Annotated in this window: 17 protein-coding genes, 1 tRNA gene and 1 pseudogene; 12 read left to right on the forward strand and 7 right to left on the reverse strand. The window is 42.0% G+C overall.

Going from position 1 to position 13,814, the window contains the following annotated elements:
- Nucleotides 1-198 precede the first annotated feature (198 nt).
- From miaE to V7K15_RS17160, 5 genes and pseudogenes are all read left to right on the forward strand, one after another.
- Nucleotides 199-375, forward strand: a pseudogene (gene miaE, locus V7K15_RS17140) (tRNA isopentenyl-2-thiomethyl-A-37 hydroxylase MiaE); the annotation flags it as partial.
- 18 nt (nt 376-393) lie between these two features.
- Nucleotides 394-798 carry a VOC family protein gene (locus tag V7K15_RS17145; protein WP_334906977.1) on the forward strand — a complete coding sequence of 135 codons (405 nt, stop codon included), beginning with the start codon at nt 394-396 and terminating at the stop codon, nt 796-798.
- 141 nt (nt 799-939) lie between these two features.
- Nucleotides 940-1,437, forward strand: a complete 498-nt coding sequence (locus V7K15_RS17150; protein ID WP_334907089.1) for a GNAT family N-acetyltransferase — start codon at nt 940-942, stop codon at nt 1,435-1,437.
- Between the two features lie 82 nt (nt 1,438-1,519).
- Entirely contained in the window at nt 1,520-2,197 is a 678-nt protein-coding gene (locus tag V7K15_RS17155; RefSeq protein ID WP_334906979.1) for a ComF family protein, read from the forward strand.
- 86 nt (nt 2,198-2,283) lie between these two features.
- On the forward strand, nt 2,284-2,739 hold the full coding sequence (locus tag V7K15_RS17160) for a PPC domain-containing protein (protein WP_334906981.1): 456 nt from the start codon (nt 2,284-2,286) through the stop codon (nt 2,737-2,739).
- 203 nt (nt 2,740-2,942) lie between these two features.
- Here the strand turns inward: V7K15_RS17160 and cobS are convergent, their stop codons facing one another.
- On the reverse strand, nt 2,943-3,716 hold the full coding sequence (gene cobS, locus V7K15_RS17165) for an adenosylcobinamide-GDP ribazoletransferase (protein ID WP_334906983.1): 774 nt from the start codon (nt 3,714-3,716) through the stop codon (nt 2,943-2,945).
- Between the two features lie 375 nt (nt 3,717-4,091).
- On the opposite strand from cobS, the gene V7K15_RS17170 reads away from it, so the two are divergent.
- The 5 genes from V7K15_RS17170 (at nt 4,092) to psbM (ending at nt 7,002) form a co-directional block, all read left to right on the forward strand.
- Complete coding sequence (locus V7K15_RS17170) at nt 4,092-4,544, forward strand: hypothetical protein (RefSeq protein ID WP_334906985.1); 453 nt, start codon at nt 4,092-4,094, stop codon at nt 4,542-4,544.
- Nucleotides 4,545-4,772: 228 nt separating this feature from the next.
- Nucleotides 4,773-5,936: a tRNA guanosine(34) transglycosylase Tgt gene (gene tgt / locus V7K15_RS17175; RefSeq protein WP_334906987.1), complete on the forward strand. Its 1,164-nt coding sequence runs from the start codon at nt 4,773-4,775 to the stop codon at nt 5,934-5,936.
- Nucleotides 5,937-6,091: 155 nt separating this feature from the next.
- Nucleotides 6,092-6,229 (forward strand): photosystem II reaction center protein K, encoded by a 138-nt coding sequence (locus V7K15_RS17180; protein ID WP_006195022.1) that lies wholly within the window; start codon nt 6,092-6,094, stop codon nt 6,227-6,229.
- A 185-nt stretch (nt 6,230-6,414) separates the two neighbouring features.
- Nucleotides 6,415-6,711: a 2Fe-2S iron-sulfur cluster-binding protein gene (locus tag V7K15_RS17185; protein ID WP_334906989.1), complete on the forward strand. Its 297-nt coding sequence runs from the start codon at nt 6,415-6,417 to the stop codon at nt 6,709-6,711.
- Nucleotides 6,712-6,885: 174 nt separating this feature from the next.
- On the forward strand, nt 6,886-7,002 hold the full coding sequence (gene psbM, locus V7K15_RS17190) for a photosystem II reaction center protein PsbM (protein ID WP_084227279.1): 117 nt from the start codon (nt 6,886-6,888) through the stop codon (nt 7,000-7,002).
- Nucleotides 7,003-7,082: 80 nt separating this feature from the next.
- Here the strand turns inward: psbM and V7K15_RS17195 are convergent, their stop codons facing one another.
- Entirely contained in the window at nt 7,083-7,934 is an 852-nt protein-coding gene (locus tag V7K15_RS17195) for a universal stress protein (RefSeq protein ID WP_334906991.1), read from the reverse strand.
- A 534-nt stretch (nt 7,935-8,468) separates the two neighbouring features.
- Here V7K15_RS17195 and V7K15_RS17200 point away from each other — a divergent pair.
- Both V7K15_RS17200 and V7K15_RS17205 read left to right on the forward strand, forming a co-directional pair.
- On the forward strand, nt 8,469-8,909 hold the full coding sequence (locus tag V7K15_RS17200) for a class I SAM-dependent methyltransferase (protein WP_334906993.1): 441 nt from the start codon (nt 8,469-8,471) through the stop codon (nt 8,907-8,909).
- On the forward strand, nt 8,858-9,340 hold the full coding sequence (locus tag V7K15_RS17205) for a hypothetical protein (protein WP_334906995.1): 483 nt from the start codon (nt 8,858-8,860) through the stop codon (nt 9,338-9,340). The genes V7K15_RS17200 and V7K15_RS17205 overlap by 52 nt, the downstream gene beginning before the upstream one ends.
- Here V7K15_RS17205 and V7K15_RS17210 read toward each other — a convergent pair.
- The 5 genes from V7K15_RS17210 to psbZ all read right to left on the reverse strand — a co-directional run bounded on the left by V7K15_RS17210 (nt 9,337) and on the right by psbZ (nt 13,384).
- Complete coding sequence (locus V7K15_RS17210) at nt 9,337-10,602, reverse strand: glutamate-5-semialdehyde dehydrogenase (RefSeq protein WP_334906997.1); 1,266 nt, start codon at nt 10,600-10,602, stop codon at nt 9,337-9,339. The genes V7K15_RS17205 and V7K15_RS17210 overlap by 4 nt on opposite strands.
- A 4-nt stretch (nt 10,603-10,606) precedes the next feature.
- The gene (locus V7K15_RS17215) at nt 10,607-11,014 is read right to left on the reverse strand and encodes a hypothetical protein (RefSeq protein WP_292806035.1); all 408 of its coding nucleotides are present in this window, start codon (nt 11,012-11,014) and stop codon (nt 10,607-10,609) included.
- Nucleotides 11,015-11,908: 894 nt separating this feature from the next.
- Nucleotides 11,909-11,980 (reverse strand) — tRNA-Gly (locus V7K15_RS17220).
- A 447-nt stretch (nt 11,981-12,427) separates the two neighbouring features.
- Entirely contained in the window at nt 12,428-13,006 is a 579-nt protein-coding gene (ribH, locus tag V7K15_RS17225; RefSeq protein ID WP_334906999.1) for a 6,7-dimethyl-8-ribityllumazine synthase, read from the reverse strand.
- 189 nt (nt 13,007-13,195) lie between these two features.
- Nucleotides 13,196-13,384 (reverse strand): photosystem II reaction center protein PsbZ, encoded by a 189-nt coding sequence (gene psbZ / locus V7K15_RS17230; protein WP_334907001.1) that lies wholly within the window; start codon nt 13,382-13,384, stop codon nt 13,196-13,198.
- Nucleotides 13,385-13,814: the final 430 nt, after the last annotated feature.

A 13,814-nucleotide genomic window follows, 5' to 3' on the forward strand; every position in this document is an offset into this window, starting at 1 on the left:
TCAAATTTGCTACAGCAGATTTCAAGGAAAGTGAAGTACACAACGATTCGTCTCAAAGCCAAGTATAAAGACTGTTTGACTTCTGACTTCTGACTCCTGAATAGGACTTACGCAAAACTACACACGGTAGGGGCAATACCCTGCGGTCAGCTAAAGCTACATGAATTGCCCTAAGAAGAAAATCAGTCTTTTCGGCTATTGTTTAAATTTTATCCGGCGCTAATGGCATCCGAAGCGCGTCACTACGGTATATATTGGGTTTTAGCTGCTACTTACTTCGACAAATAAATTGTCATGCAACAGCTTGATGAATTGGCAATTGTCGAAAGCGAGTTGCTAGCGACTTTACATCCAAAACCTAGAATTCACAGTTAGTAGACTAAGGCAACAGATATGAAGCTTCAGCTAACACACCTGAGACTGCTTGTCTCCAATTACAAAGATTCTTTTCTGTTCTACCGGGATCTGCTGAAATTTGATGTCGATTGGGGCGATGAAGATAGCGGATATGCTGAGTTTAATACCGGATATCTCAAGCTGGGTTTGTTCAAAAAAGAATTAATGGCTGAAGTAGTCCCAAGAATCGAACAGCCTTCCTATGTTGCCAATCGAGATAAAATTGTCTTGATTTTCGCAGTCGATAACGTCGATGAGGTCTATGAGCAACTAAAAGATCAAAATGCGCTGATTGTGACTCAACCACAAGATCGCCCAGCCTGGGGAATCCGCACAGCTCATTTTCGCGATCCTGATGGCAATCTCATCGAAATCTACAACAATCTAGGAATTATCAGTTAAAAATGACTTTTTTCAGTACTGGCAGAATTCACGCCTTGAGAGTACTGCTTGAAATCGACTCTGCCAGAAAACCTATTTGCTGGGTAAATTGGAATATAGATGCGGAAAAATTTTCTGTGTAAACTTGACCAGCAAATGGTGATGAAAAACTATTATCAAGATTTTATAATTCGTGATTGGGTGGAAAGCGATCGCACTAGAGCCGCCGAAGTCATCAGTTATGTATTATCAGAATACGGTCTAGGTTGGGAACCAAAGGGCGCTGACCGAGATGTGTTGCAAGTAGAGGAATATTATTTAGCGACTGGGGGAGAGTTTTGGGTAATTGAACACCAAAGCCAGTTAGTAGGTACTGGAGCATACTATCCTACACAGCGTGGTGAAAAAGCTGTAGAAATCCGCAAAATGTATCTTTTGCCCAGCATTAGGGGTTTGGGACTGGGGAAATATTTGTTACAACAGCTAGAAGTAGCGATCGCAGCGCGTGGATTTGGGCAAATTTGGATTGAAACCGCCAGCGTTTTGGTGGAAGCAGTCAAGCTGTATGAAAGCAACGGCTACACTCCAGCAACGGGAGTAGAAACGCCAAGATGCGATCGCGTGTATGTTAAGTCACTGCACAAGAGTTATGAAGTTTGAACTCCTAACTCCTGTACGCGATTAATCGCGTCTCTCCAAACTCTTGTACAGACGCGATTAATCGCGTCTCCTAAGTCCTAAAATGCACACTTGGATTAAAAATCTCACAGGCTTACTCAATCTTTTTCTCCAATCTCATTGCCCTCTATGTCAACGCGCAACTTCCCAAGAATTCTGTCACAACTGCACCAGACAACTGCAAAAATGTCAACGTAAAGACCCGATTTCTTTATGGCAAGAGCCAATACCAGTGTTTGGCTGGGGGGAGTATATTGGCCCGGTGAAAAGGGCGATCGCGGCGATGAAATACGAAAATCAACCCCAAATAGCTCGTCCTTTGGGTCAATGGTTAGGAGAAGCATGGTTGTTAAATTCACCGAGGCGAGATAGCCAGCCTGTGGTAGTTCCCATCCCACTTCACCCTAGCAAACAAAAGCAACGTAAATACAATCAAGCCGCACTAATAGCACAAAGCTTCTGCGAAATAACTGGATTAAAATTGAAACTAAACGGTTTAGCAAGAGTGCGAGAAACTGAAGCGCAGTTTGGTTTGTCGGTATCTAAACGAGAAAAAAACTTGGACAATGCTTTTGCTGTTGGGCAAGAATTTCGCGATCGTCCTCCAAATGTCCCAGTGCTGTTAGTTGACGATATTTATACTACTGGTGCTACTGCCAGGTCTGCTGTGCAAACACTTCGTCAGCATGGAATTGCAGTTTTAGGATTAGTAGCAGTAGCCACTACGGTTAGAGACGGATAAATCAAGAATTAATGGGCAAGCTTTGGCAGAGAATGATATAAATTGACCGAATTACTCTATTTTTGGGGAAAAATTGCTTGAAATGTATGAATAAAGTTTTTGAGGCAGGTTTAAAACAACTCATGATCATTCCTGCCACATTGCTGGCAATAGGCATAAGTACAAGTGCAGCTTTTGCTCAAAATAAGTTGTATAGTCCAATCCCTTTATCTAGCACTACTGAAATTACTGATCGCCTCTCAGACAAAGACATTCCTACAGGTCAAGGTGGGTTTGCCCGTGATTACACAGTGAAGTTAGAGAAGGGCGACAATTTAGCAGTTGACCTGTCATCAGAAAACTTTGACACCATGATCACACTGCTGGCACCTGATGGTTCGACTTTGGCAGAAAATGATGATGGCCCTGATGGTACTAGCAATTCCCTACTATTTACTCGCATCGTCGAGAGAGGGAATTATGTTATTCGTGTCCGGTCTTTTGGGGAAACTGGGGTTGGGGCTTTTAAACTCAAGGTGACAAAGTTGCAACCGATTAAATGATCGGGGAGTGGGGAGTGGGGAGTGGGGAGTAGTTGTTATTCTTCCTCATCTCCCTCATCTCCCTTATCTCCCAATACAGTTCAGTTAAGCATTTCTTCCTTCTCTTCCTTTGCGTCCTTTGCGTCCTTTGCGGTTCGTTAAAAAATTGACTTTGATAAAGAGTTAAGCCTTAACTGAACCATATTGCCTTATGTCCCTCATTTCTAAAAAACGGTCAGCACGCAAAGAAATAAGGCTTCAGTCCACTCAACGACTGCGCCGTAGGTATCTCCAGTGTGTCCGCCTAATTTGTGGTTGAACCACGCACCAGTTAAAGTGGCGATCGCACTTCCCACAACTATCATTCCCACTGCGAGAAATAACTGCTGTTTATCTATCAGCCAAAGTAAACCACTCAAACTAAACAACAAAAACAATCCCGGTAACAAATCTTTGTAAGAACGAATCGCTTGTTTGTGAAATGCACCTTTACCAGTTGGTTTCAGATAAGGATATCGCGCGATCGCTAGCTGTTGTCCCCAGCGTCCCCAGCCACAAGCAGCCATCAGCAATAACCAACGGTTTTCTGGCATATCTGTCAAAGCTGTTATTTTCAGTGTCACCAAGGCGATCGCTGCCATTGCCCCAAATGCACCTGTAGCACTATCTGCCATCACCTCCAGTCGCCGCTCTGGGTCGCCCACTGCCAAACCATCGGCAGTATCCATTGCCCCATCTAAGTGTAGTCCTCCAGTTATGGCAATCCAAACACTTACTATCAAAGCACTACGAGTTAACACTGGCATACCAATGTAATCCATCCCCGTATCCAGTAACGCTAAAATTCCCCCAATTATCAACCCTACAAGCGAAGCAAGACGTGCCACTCCCCGAAAGTCCAATCCGTTCAAATCCGGTATTGGAATAATAGTGTAAAATATAATACTAGCTGCCAGCTTTGACAGCAGCTTTTTCCACCACTGTTGCTGTTTCGTCATCTGAATTACATTAATATTTGGTTAATTGCTGGATAATAGTTTAATTTCGGTACAAGCGACATGAGCGGACTTTAAAGCTTTAGATAAGATTTACTTCATATTAGAAATTCTCACTGAAAATTTTGTTATCCTGATCTAAGTGGTAACTAAATACAGCTTAGTTATTTTTATACAAAAATATGTAATTCAGCAAATTACAATTTCATCAGCGATCAAAATTTGTGTTTTGTATTTGTTAACTAAAAATTTACTCCAAATTAATTAGACGATTGCCCCACAAAATTGATATTTTTTTAAATGTGGGAGTAAACAAGCTATTCAATTATGACAGTTTAGCTATGTTGTCACTCTTTTTAGCTCAATCGCTATTTTCCTATGAGTCACCATCTACCCGACATCAGGATACCAGCCCCGTGCATTATTAACACGGGCATCATTGTAAATAAGCTCGACATCCGGCGATTGCTGACAGATTTAGGTCGAGTCCACTACATCTACACCCAAGAAGATAAGGTCTTGAGCGAGGGTGAAGGGGATGTGATGGAAGTTTTTGCTAATCCGCAAAGGTCTACTTTAGTGGCTAACCACGCGCTATATCTGAATGTTTGTAGTTTTGATTACTTGGAACTAAAACAGTCGTCGCAACAAGAAACCTATTTTGATTTGATGCAGGATGGGGTTTGTCTGCGGTTGATTCCCCGCTCAACCCCTTTACAAGAGCGACGAGAACGAAACTTCAATGTCAGCGCCATAGAAGCGATGATGGAGCAAGTACTCTCAGCCAGGTGGGATGCAGAAATTGACGATGACTGTTGTGATTCTTTCTAAATAACAATTATTCCAGTATATACTCGTAAAGTTGGTAACTAAGTTAGTCGTGAGTGCTTAAGTATTCATTAAAACTCAATTATCAGTTTTTATGTTTCTCGATAATTTAGCCAAATAATATTAATTTTGCCCTAATACCATTTGGTTTTATGGCTCTTTACCGATTAGCGTTTCACAATCTAAAATCGTTCGGCTGAGGCTCACGACAAGTCTAAAATACCAAATGGCATGAGTGCGAATTTTTCCTTTGAATGTCTTGCTTGCTGTAGTCAGACAAAAGCTAGAGCCGGAGTGTTTTTCACGCCTCACGGTGTTGTAGAAACCCCCAGATTTATGCCAGTGGGAACGCTGGCAAATGTCAAAACTATCACCCCAGCCCAGCTACGAGATACTGGGGCGCAAATGATCTTATCTAATACTTATCATCTTCACCTACAACCAGGAGAAGCGATCGTGGCTGGGGGTGGTGGGTTGCACAAATTTATGGGTTGGAACGGACCGATGCTCACGGATTCGGGTGGATTTCAGGTGTTCAGCTTAAGTGAGATGCGGAAAATTACTGAAGAAGGCGTAACTTTTCGATCGCCCCATGATGGACAAATTATTAACTTAACACCTGAGTTATCTATTGAGATTCAAAATACTTTAGGGGCAGATGTAATCATGGCATTTGATGAGTGTCCGCCCTATCCAGCGACTCGCCAAGAGGTAGAAACGGCAACTGAGCGCACTTATCGCTGGTTAGAACGCTGCATAACGGCTCATCAACGCAGTGAGCAGGCTTTGTTTGGGATTGTGCAGGGGGGCGTGTATCTGGATTTGCGTTGCCGTGCAGCCCAAGCTTTAGCTAAGTTGGATTTGCCCGGATATGCCATTGGTGGCGTGAGTGTGGGAGAACCGCCGGAAATGATCGCTGAAATTGTAAAAGTGACAGCACCGCTTTTACCACCGGAAAAGCCGCGTTACTTGATGGGTGTGGGTACTTATCGGGAAATGGCGATCGCGATCGCATCTGGTGTAGATTTATTTGATTGCGTAATTCCCACACGCTGGGCCAGACATGGGACGGCAATAGTCCAGGGCGGACGCTGGAATTTAAAAAATGCTAAGTTTCGTGAAGATTTTGCGCCCTTGGATGAAACTTGTCCCTGCTACACTTGTCAAAATTTTAGCCGTGCTTACGTATCTCATTTAGTGCGATCGCAGGAAATTTTAGCTTATACCTTGTTGAGCATTCACAACATTACCGAACTAATTCGCTTTACTCAAAAGATTCGAGAAGCAATATTGAGCGATCGCTTTGTCATAGAATTTGGTCACTGGCTCAATCAAGAAACGGGAGATGAGGAAGATGAGGGGGTAAGAGGGGCAGAGGAAACAGGGGAAGAATAATAATTTTCAACTCCTGTACAGACGCGATTAATCGCGTCTCTCCTAAGTACAGACGCGATTAATCGCGTCTCTCCTAACTCCTAACAAATGACCAAACCATGTTAAAGTATATCTCAATTATGAAAGCTGTGTTGGATAGGTGGATTTAAACAAACATGGAAGCAGCACTTTTATTAGCAAAACTGCCTGAAGCTTACCAAATCTTCGATCCTTTGGTAGACGTTCTCCCAGTCATCCCTGTATTCTTCTTGTTGCTTGCTTTCGTTTGGCAAGCAGCCGTGGGATTTAGGTAAGTTAATCTATTTTTCAATTTATAGGACAGGTACTTTACCTGTCTTATTTTTTTGTGACACCATATTTGATAAAATTAATATTTATTAATATTCTGTAATGAATTAATATAATAAATAAGATATGAATCAAGCTATGTCAATATGAAGCCTTGACAGCCAAGCTTAGAGTCAAGGAGGAGACAGTTATGGGTAATATCAAATTCGTTAAAGAAAATAAAGAAGTAGTGGCGGCGGATGGTGCAAATCTCCGGCTCCAAGCCATGCAAAATAACATTGATATATATACATTAATTGGCAAAATGACGAATTGCGGTGGTAATGGTCAGTGTGGCACTTGCGTTGTCGAGATAGTCGAAGGACTACAAAATCTTTCCCCCCGCACAGACGTAGAAAACCGGAAATTCAAGAAAAAGCCGGAAAATTACCGCCTTGCCTGTCAAACTTTAGTGAATGGCTCTGTCAGTGTAGTCACAAAGCCTTAAATTCTCAAATCTGCCATTGCTTCCACTTCTATCCAGTCAGTAGTCAAAATACTTACCAAAATTGAGTTTCCTCTCTACGAGACGCTACGCGAAAATTTTGAATTGGTATAATTCTGTCATTGATGATGCTATCCTAATGTTGTTGACTGGAAATTTAAGAGAGGTTTTCTTGCCATGCAAGTTAATGACCTGGGGTTCATAGCGAGCATTTTGTTCGTACTGGTTCCCGCCGTGTTTTTACTAATTCTGTACATCCAAACTGCTAGCCGCGAAGGTGGAAAAGATAGTTAAGAGTTCCTGTATAAAATAAATAACCCCTGTACTAGTAGTGTAGGGGTTTTTATTTATCAACCGCCAACTCTATTTTGACTTTAAGCGATTGTCCGCGCTAACAATACCGGACAAGTGGCATTAACTCGAACATAGTCAGACAAGGAAGAGCCAATGAGTCTGTCTATATCAACAAAAGTCTTAGCGATGGATGGACGACGATCTGGAGAACCGAGCAATAATAAGTCTATATTCAACTCTTCTGCCAATCGACAAATTTCTTCACCGGGTTTACCACTGCTGATATAAGAACGAGATTGAATGCCCTGTTTTTGTGCTTCTGCAACTGCGGCTGCCAAAACTGGATTTTTGTCTGACTTAATCTCGGTTATTTCCGATTTTTTACCGCCTAAATCTGTACTAACATTTGCCAAAATTAACTGGCCGCCCTGAATATCTCGCAACAAGAATAGAGCCAATTTCAAGCAATTTTTTGCTGAATCCGAGTTATCTATTGCCACCATAATGCGCCTAATTTTTTTCACATAAATGTCATCTTTTACCAGCAACATGGGGCGAGAAGATAGTTGGAAAACATACTGACTGACTGAGTTCGATAAAATCGATTGCAACCGCTTCAGTCCGCGTGAACCCATAATAATCAAGTCAGCATCAATTTCATCAGCTACTTGGCAAACCACATCTTTGGGGTCGCCTTCACGCAAAATTGAAGAAACCTGGCTAGGATCTAAGTTTAAAGTTTGAATAGCATTCGCCAGAATTTTACCACCATTTTCCCATTTAGTTGTCATGCTAGCAGCAGCATTTTGTGCAGGAACAACATGCAAAATTGTAACTTTTGCAGATTGAATTGAAGGGATTTCTTTTAGGGTTTTGAGCATTTCTTCTGCGTGTCCCAATCCCGATACAGCCAGCAAAATTCTTCTGATCATCTTAGGTAATTTTTGTTAAGTTTACTGCCTTGCTCGACAACCTAGTTAGTAAGTTGGCACAAATAAACTTTGTTTTTTAGTATTTAACACTCAAACGAATGGCAAAGTATAAAAAACTCAACAAATATTTAAGTTTATTTGTACTTAGTTGCTGAAATTCTCAACTAGATTTCTATTAAGCATACTCTGAATTGAGCCTGAAGAACTTAATAAATTATGATGTTAGTTATCATTTTTAATCTATGTTTACTTTTGTTAATTAATTTTTTTGAGAGTTAGTTAAACGAACATTCGATTAATCAAGGAGGTGTAAATAAAATTAAAAATGGAATGCGGAAAATATTCTGAGTCAAAAAGGAAGAGTAGCAATTGTCACAGGTTCGAGCAGTGGCATCGGTTATGAAACGGTGCGGGTTTTAGCCCTGAGAGTGTCAATATCCCTTTGCCCCTAAGAACTGTGCTTGGCAAATACGCTAAGTATATATTAGATACACAAATATTAGGTCAGATAAAAAACTATATGTGAGGTAGCAAATGGTTCAATCACAAGCAAGCTCTTTTGATGCAATTAGTCCAACAGCTTTGATGGTAGCTTATACTAGGCAGTTTACTGATATCCCTTATGGCAAGGAATTAGCTCAATTAGTTAATGCCGAAAGCTTCATAGAACAACTGCAACAAAAAAAATTAACTCAGCCTGCTGAAGTGTCTGTTCTTGTTGAGGCTCGTTACAAAGCTGTTAATCAAGTAATATCTCAACACTTGCAATTTGAGACTACCCAAATTATCGAGTTAGCATCTGGATTATTACCTCGTGGTATGGCAATGTCTCAAAATCAAAATATCACTTTTGTTGAAAGTGATTTACCTGCAATGATTAGTCAGAAGCAGCAACTAGTAAAACGATTGGAGAACGGCAGAATTTGTATTTTGAAGCAATTGATGCTACTAACCAACCTAGTCAGTTTCCTTTGAACGTAAATTATTTAGATCAAAACCAACCTGTAGTTGTTTTATGCGAAGGATTGTTAACATACCTAACCTTAGCAGAAAAGCAAAAGGTGTTTGCTAATGTTCGTGAGATACTGCGAGTTTACGGCGGTGCATGGATTACACCTGACCTAACCACTTTTGATGGCTTGAATCAACTACGGCAAATTAGTCCTGGGTTGCAAAGACTCAATCAAACTGCAAGTAATGTCTCAGGTCGAGCTATTAATAATTATCACTTTGAAAACATCGACCATGTGAAACAGTTCGCTTATGAACAAGGGTTTGATATTAAAGAATATAGTATGCTCGAAATGATGAATCAAATTACTTGTTTAAAGCCTTTAGGGATTGAGCCGGAGGTTGTTAAATCAATGTTGGCTATTGGCTCTACTTTTGTTTTAACCATTATTTAAAATCTACCATTTCCCTGAACAATGTGCTTAACGGTGGTCAATGTTTCCAGGCTGATAAATCCCCGACGATGACCTTTTTGGTTAGACATGCCGAGAAATACTGAATCTCCCCGCGAGGGGTTGCGGGAAAAACGCGGGGAAGTGTTGATGTAGCTAGAGGCACTGTTAACCCCTAAGGCAAACTGCCGACTTTCCTGGTAAGATTCAGTAACGATAGAATCGGCGTGACCACTGCTGTATTGATTAATCCAGGCGATCGCAGTCTCTAAGCTATCCACCAGTTTAAAAGCTACTGTCCTAGTTAAATAAGGGTTTCCCCATTCGCCTTCCTTCACCAGATGCAACTGGGGAAAGGCTTTTACTAGTTCTGCATCCCCTTTAATTTCAAAGCCTTTTTCCATTAAGCTGTTCCACAGAACGGCTATTGATGATGGCAAGGCTTGGCGATGAATGAGTACCTTTTCAATGCCATTAACTTGATCAGGTTCGCTCTGATGGCTATCAAGAATCATCAAGCGCACCATTTCTAAGCTGCTATTGGGCGACCAGTAGAGATAACAGTTACCCATCGCTGACTTTAAAACTGGGCAAGTTGACTGTCGTACTACCTGCTGCACTAAGCTAGAACGTCCGTAGGGAATCACTAAATTCACGTACTGGTCTTGGGTGACTAAATCCCGAATCGAAGCACCATGTTCGGCTGTGATCAGTTCTAGACAGCCCGGAGGAAGTCCAACTTCTGCGATCGCATTTTGCAGTACTTCAGCGATCGCGGCGTTAGAATGGCTAGCTTCAGTACTGCCTTTGAGAATTATACAATTGCCAGTTTTAATACAAAAACCCGCTGCGATCGCTCCTAAATCGGGAAACGCTTCATAAATAAATCCAATCACTCCCAAGGGCATTAACTGGGTGTAACTCTGGGAATCTGCCAGTTGATAATCAGCAGTTCTGACGCGCCGCAGCGGATCTGATAATTCCCCCAACCGTTGTAAAATGTCTACTGTCATCTCTAGCCTTTTGGGAGTCAGCTTCAGCCACTCTAATATCAACTCTGGCACTGCCATTTCTCGACTGGCTTCTAAATCCAAGGTATTGGCTTCTAGAATGTCGTCAAATGAGCGCTCAAGGGCTTGTGCCATCGCCAATACTGCACGACTCCGGTCTGCTCCCTTTGTGATCCCCAACTTTAGGGAAGCTTGATAGGCTCGTTGGGCGCTAGTAATCGGTTCGGGGTGATCATCCAAAACTTCAACAGTCATTGAGTTAACGTCTGTAGGTAAGCCAGACCATTAGTGCTGGTAAGATAGCCAACAGCACCGCCACCATTGCCCAAGCAATAATGCTGGAACCATTTGCTAATCGCAGTGCTAATGGTAGCCATATAATCACTAGCACGAAAATAATCCCCAGCGCTATAGGCAGATAGCTTTCTCCCAAGCGCGGATGGACAACATGCCAACTATTTCCCATCCAACGCCAAGCCCGCTTGTAGGGATAGGTGGTAGAAAGCTGTTCTAGGACATGACCATTATCTTCTACAACAAAGATTTGCTGACAGCGATCGCAACCAAATGCATCTGTCAGCGTAATCGGAATTAACTGACCCCGGCGACGACAGGGACAGGGGTATTCGGCATTGAAGTCGATTTTTTCGGGTTTTTGAGATTGCACAAGCGTTCTAATAACTTGAGCGTGTTTTACATGAACTGCGAGAATATAATCCGTTGGTAACTGCCTTAGAGGCTTCTCTCTTCATATAGATGGACAGCATATACATACATATTCATCATTGCAAACAGTAGATACCGCCAACTTTAAGTATCGTAATTGCCATATCAATACAGGGTTCTCTGTTTGTAGTCTTTCCCCGTAACTGGCAATCTTGTTTAAAAATTTCCTTCTCTTCATCTGTTGCTTTCAAGGTAATATGGTTGCGTTTTTGGGCATTTAATTCTGCTGACAGACTTGGTACAATCTTAAGCTTACGTGGCGATCGCTCCTAAAACAAATCGTTTGGGAAGGCTACGCTCATAAACAACAGACACCAACAAATCCTAGATTTTCCTTTGGGTCACTATATATTACTATCCAGTTATCAAGGTGAGATCGTGATTATGTCCAATGTCTATTCCTTGAAGTTCACAAGCTTTTCAAGAGCCGGAATTGCCAAAACATCCAGAGCATGTGTGTGACTTTTTGGCCAAATAGATTGCGGCTAACTTCACTCTTAAAAGACGTTTTGCACCTGACAACACTAGTATTTAAAACCACCTTTAGTCCAGTGTAATACACCCTACACAAAACGAATTGATTACACCTATAAAGATTGTAGCCAAGCTAATGCATATCTTGACTATTCTAAAGCTGGGTTTTATATTTCTTAGAAACTAGGTAACGTGATTTGAATGGACGATATTCAAATTTAGACAGTAGATGATTTTTTTGTTCAAACTGTCCACATTGGGAGTGGTTGACAGGAGTGTAACGCAAATCGACAAAAACTTAAATGCACCTTAAAAATACTAAACCTCTTAGAATTTTTAACTCTAAGAGGTTTTAGTTGGAAGCGGGCAACGCGATTCGAACGCGCGACATTCACCTTGGCAAGGTGACGCTCTACCACTGAGCCATGCCCGCATTTATCATCTAAATATCAATATCCCAGATTTATCTCTAATTGTCAACCCATTAATTTGGTCATTAGTGAATAACAAAGGAGAAGTGACAAATGACGCACTATGTTACAGGACTTACGCAAACAATAGCCGAAAAGAATGATCTTCTTCTTAGGGGCAATTGATGTAGCTTTAGCTGACCGCAGGGTATTGCCCCAGAGTGAGTGTAGTTTTGCGTAAGTCCTATGTAAGTCCAGCACGGTGGAAATAAACCACTTATTCCAAATCAATACAACTCTTGGAGAGGCTACGCCAACCGCAAGCTCAGTAACCATAAAACGCTTACGCTGTATACGTGTTTGAATTTTGTTAGCGAGTCCGCGTATTCCTGCAAAGAAACAAGCTACGCGCAGCGTCTTGTAGAGAAGGGTCTCGTAGAGAGCGTCATTTTGAATTCCGCCTTGCGGTACTAGCCTAGTTCTTCTGACCCCGTGGTTAAATTGCCGAGGCTGGCACTTTGAAAAGAGGCCGGCAAAGACTGGCTATTACGAGAATACGGTTCTGCCAGATTAGAACGCAGTTGCCGCATGAGGCTGGCCATTTCTAGGGCATTCATGGCATAATCCCAGCCATGATTACCTTTGATGCCTGCCCGTTCTAAGGCTTGCTGCATAGTATCTACTGTCAAAATGCCAAAAATTACTGGCACCCCAGTTTGAAAGCTAGCGGCGGCAATGCCTTTAGAAACTTCTGAGGATACGTAATCAAAATGGGGTGTTTGCCCTCGAATGACTGCACCTAGACAAATTACAGCATCATAACGATGGGAAAGTGCTAGTTGGCGAGCTACTAAAGGTACTTCAAAACTTCCCGGCACCCAAACATAGTCCACCTGATTACCGTGGGGGTTAGGGTCTACACCGTGGCGTTTCAAGCAATCTTGACATCCCTCTAGCAGCTTTCCGGTAACAAGGTCATTGAATCGACCAATCACCACTGCAAACCGCAAAGGCTCCGTTTGGGTAAAAGTTCCCTCGAAAACTGCCATGATTGCCTCTTAATGAACTATACTTCTGGCCAATATACATTTCTTCTTTAAATGTAGAGAAGCAGGAAAGCACTGTCAGAAAAAAGGAAATCCGAAAAAATTTCTCCTTTTTTCCTTTGGTCTTTGACCTTGGCTTTTCTGCTCCTCTAGTTCTTATATTATGTGCCTACGCCAGAGCGAAGCCGTCGCCTACACGACAAAAAAGTTTAAGAAACCAACTAAAAATACCAAACCAATCCAGACGCCGGAACCAACCCAGAGTAGTTTTTTAGATTCACCCCAATTTTGGGGAGTCGCGTAAGCAACGGGAACGCCAACAACCAGGACAAAAGACAACAAAACTAGACCTATCAGAGCAAATTGGAATATTATAGTCATTTTTGCTTCTCCTAATACAGCGAAACAGTGATATATCCTACAGTGACATACTCCTACACTGACTGCAAGCAGTACATTGTAGGCTTGTCAGTGACTCACGCTATCCCGTCGGACAAAAACTCTCGCTTTGCTTATATTGCACGAGATGCCCCAGAGCACAGTTGAACAATTACAAAATATTCAAAACGGCAGTTGCTACACTTGGGGAAACCCCTGTTCCCGCACTGCCTCGGCTTTGTACTCTAAACGACACTCCCACTTTTTTCTTGTTTTTAAATTCAGGACTTACGCAAACAATAACCGAAACCCTTATTTTCAGGTAGGGGCAATACCCTGCGGTCAGCTAAAGCTACATGAATTGCCCCAGAGTGCGTGTACTTTTGCCTAAGTCCTAAAATTACCAGAAATTACAAAATTTTAGTCATTTGTC

It is taken from the genome of Nostoc sp., assembly GCF_036919815.1.
In the GTDB taxonomy this organism is placed as follows: Bacteria; Cyanobacteriota; Cyanobacteriia; order Cyanobacteriales; family Nostocaceae; genus Nostoc.

What these genes read in the sequence shown, in the direction of transcription:
- V7K15_RS17145 (WP_334906977.1), top strand. Translation starts at nt 394, where the DNA reads ATGAAGCTTCAGCTAACACACCTGAGACTGCTTGTCTCCAATTACAAA.
- V7K15_RS17150 (WP_334907089.1), top strand. Translation starts at nt 940, where the DNA reads ATGAAAAACTATTATCAAGATTTTATAATTCGTGATTGGGTGGAAAGC.
- V7K15_RS17155 (WP_334906979.1), top strand. Translation starts at nt 1,520, where the DNA reads ATGCACACTTGGATTAAAAATCTCACAGGCTTACTCAATCTTTTTCTC.
- V7K15_RS17160 (WP_334906981.1), top strand. Translation starts at nt 2,284, where the DNA reads ATGAATAAAGTTTTTGAGGCAGGTTTAAAACAACTCATGATCATTCCT.
- cobS (WP_334906983.1), bottom strand. Translation starts at nt 3,716, where the DNA reads ATGACGAAACAGCAACAGTGGTGGAAAAAGCTGCTGTCAAAGCTGGCA.
- V7K15_RS17170 (WP_334906985.1), top strand. Translation starts at nt 4,092, where the DNA reads ATGAGTCACCATCTACCCGACATCAGGATACCAGCCCCGTGCATTATT.
- tgt (WP_334906987.1), top strand. Translation starts at nt 4,773, where the DNA reads ATGAGTGCGAATTTTTCCTTTGAATGTCTTGCTTGCTGTAGTCAGACA.
- V7K15_RS17180 (WP_006195022.1), top strand. Translation starts at nt 6,092, where the DNA reads ATGGAAGCAGCACTTTTATTAGCAAAACTGCCTGAAGCTTACCAAATC.
- V7K15_RS17185 (WP_334906989.1), top strand. Translation starts at nt 6,415, where the DNA reads ATGGGTAATATCAAATTCGTTAAAGAAAATAAAGAAGTAGTGGCGGCG.
- psbM (WP_084227279.1), top strand. Translation starts at nt 6,886, where the DNA reads ATGCAAGTTAATGACCTGGGGTTCATAGCGAGCATTTTGTTCGTACTG.
- V7K15_RS17195 (WP_334906991.1), bottom strand. Translation starts at nt 7,934, where the DNA reads ATGATCAGAAGAATTTTGCTGGCTGTATCGGGATTGGGACACGCAGAA.
- V7K15_RS17200 (WP_334906993.1), top strand. Translation starts at nt 8,469, where the DNA reads ATGGTTCAATCACAAGCAAGCTCTTTTGATGCAATTAGTCCAACAGCT.
- V7K15_RS17210 (WP_334906997.1), bottom strand. Translation starts at nt 10,602, where the DNA reads ATGACTGTTGAAGTTTTGGATGATCACCCCGAACCGATTACTAGCGCC.
- ribH (WP_334906999.1), bottom strand. Translation starts at nt 13,006, where the DNA reads ATGGCAGTTTTCGAGGGAACTTTTACCCAAACGGAGCCTTTGCGGTTT.
- psbZ (WP_334907001.1), bottom strand. Translation starts at nt 13,384, where the DNA reads ATGACTATAATATTCCAATTTGCTCTGATAGGTCTAGTTTTGTTGTCT.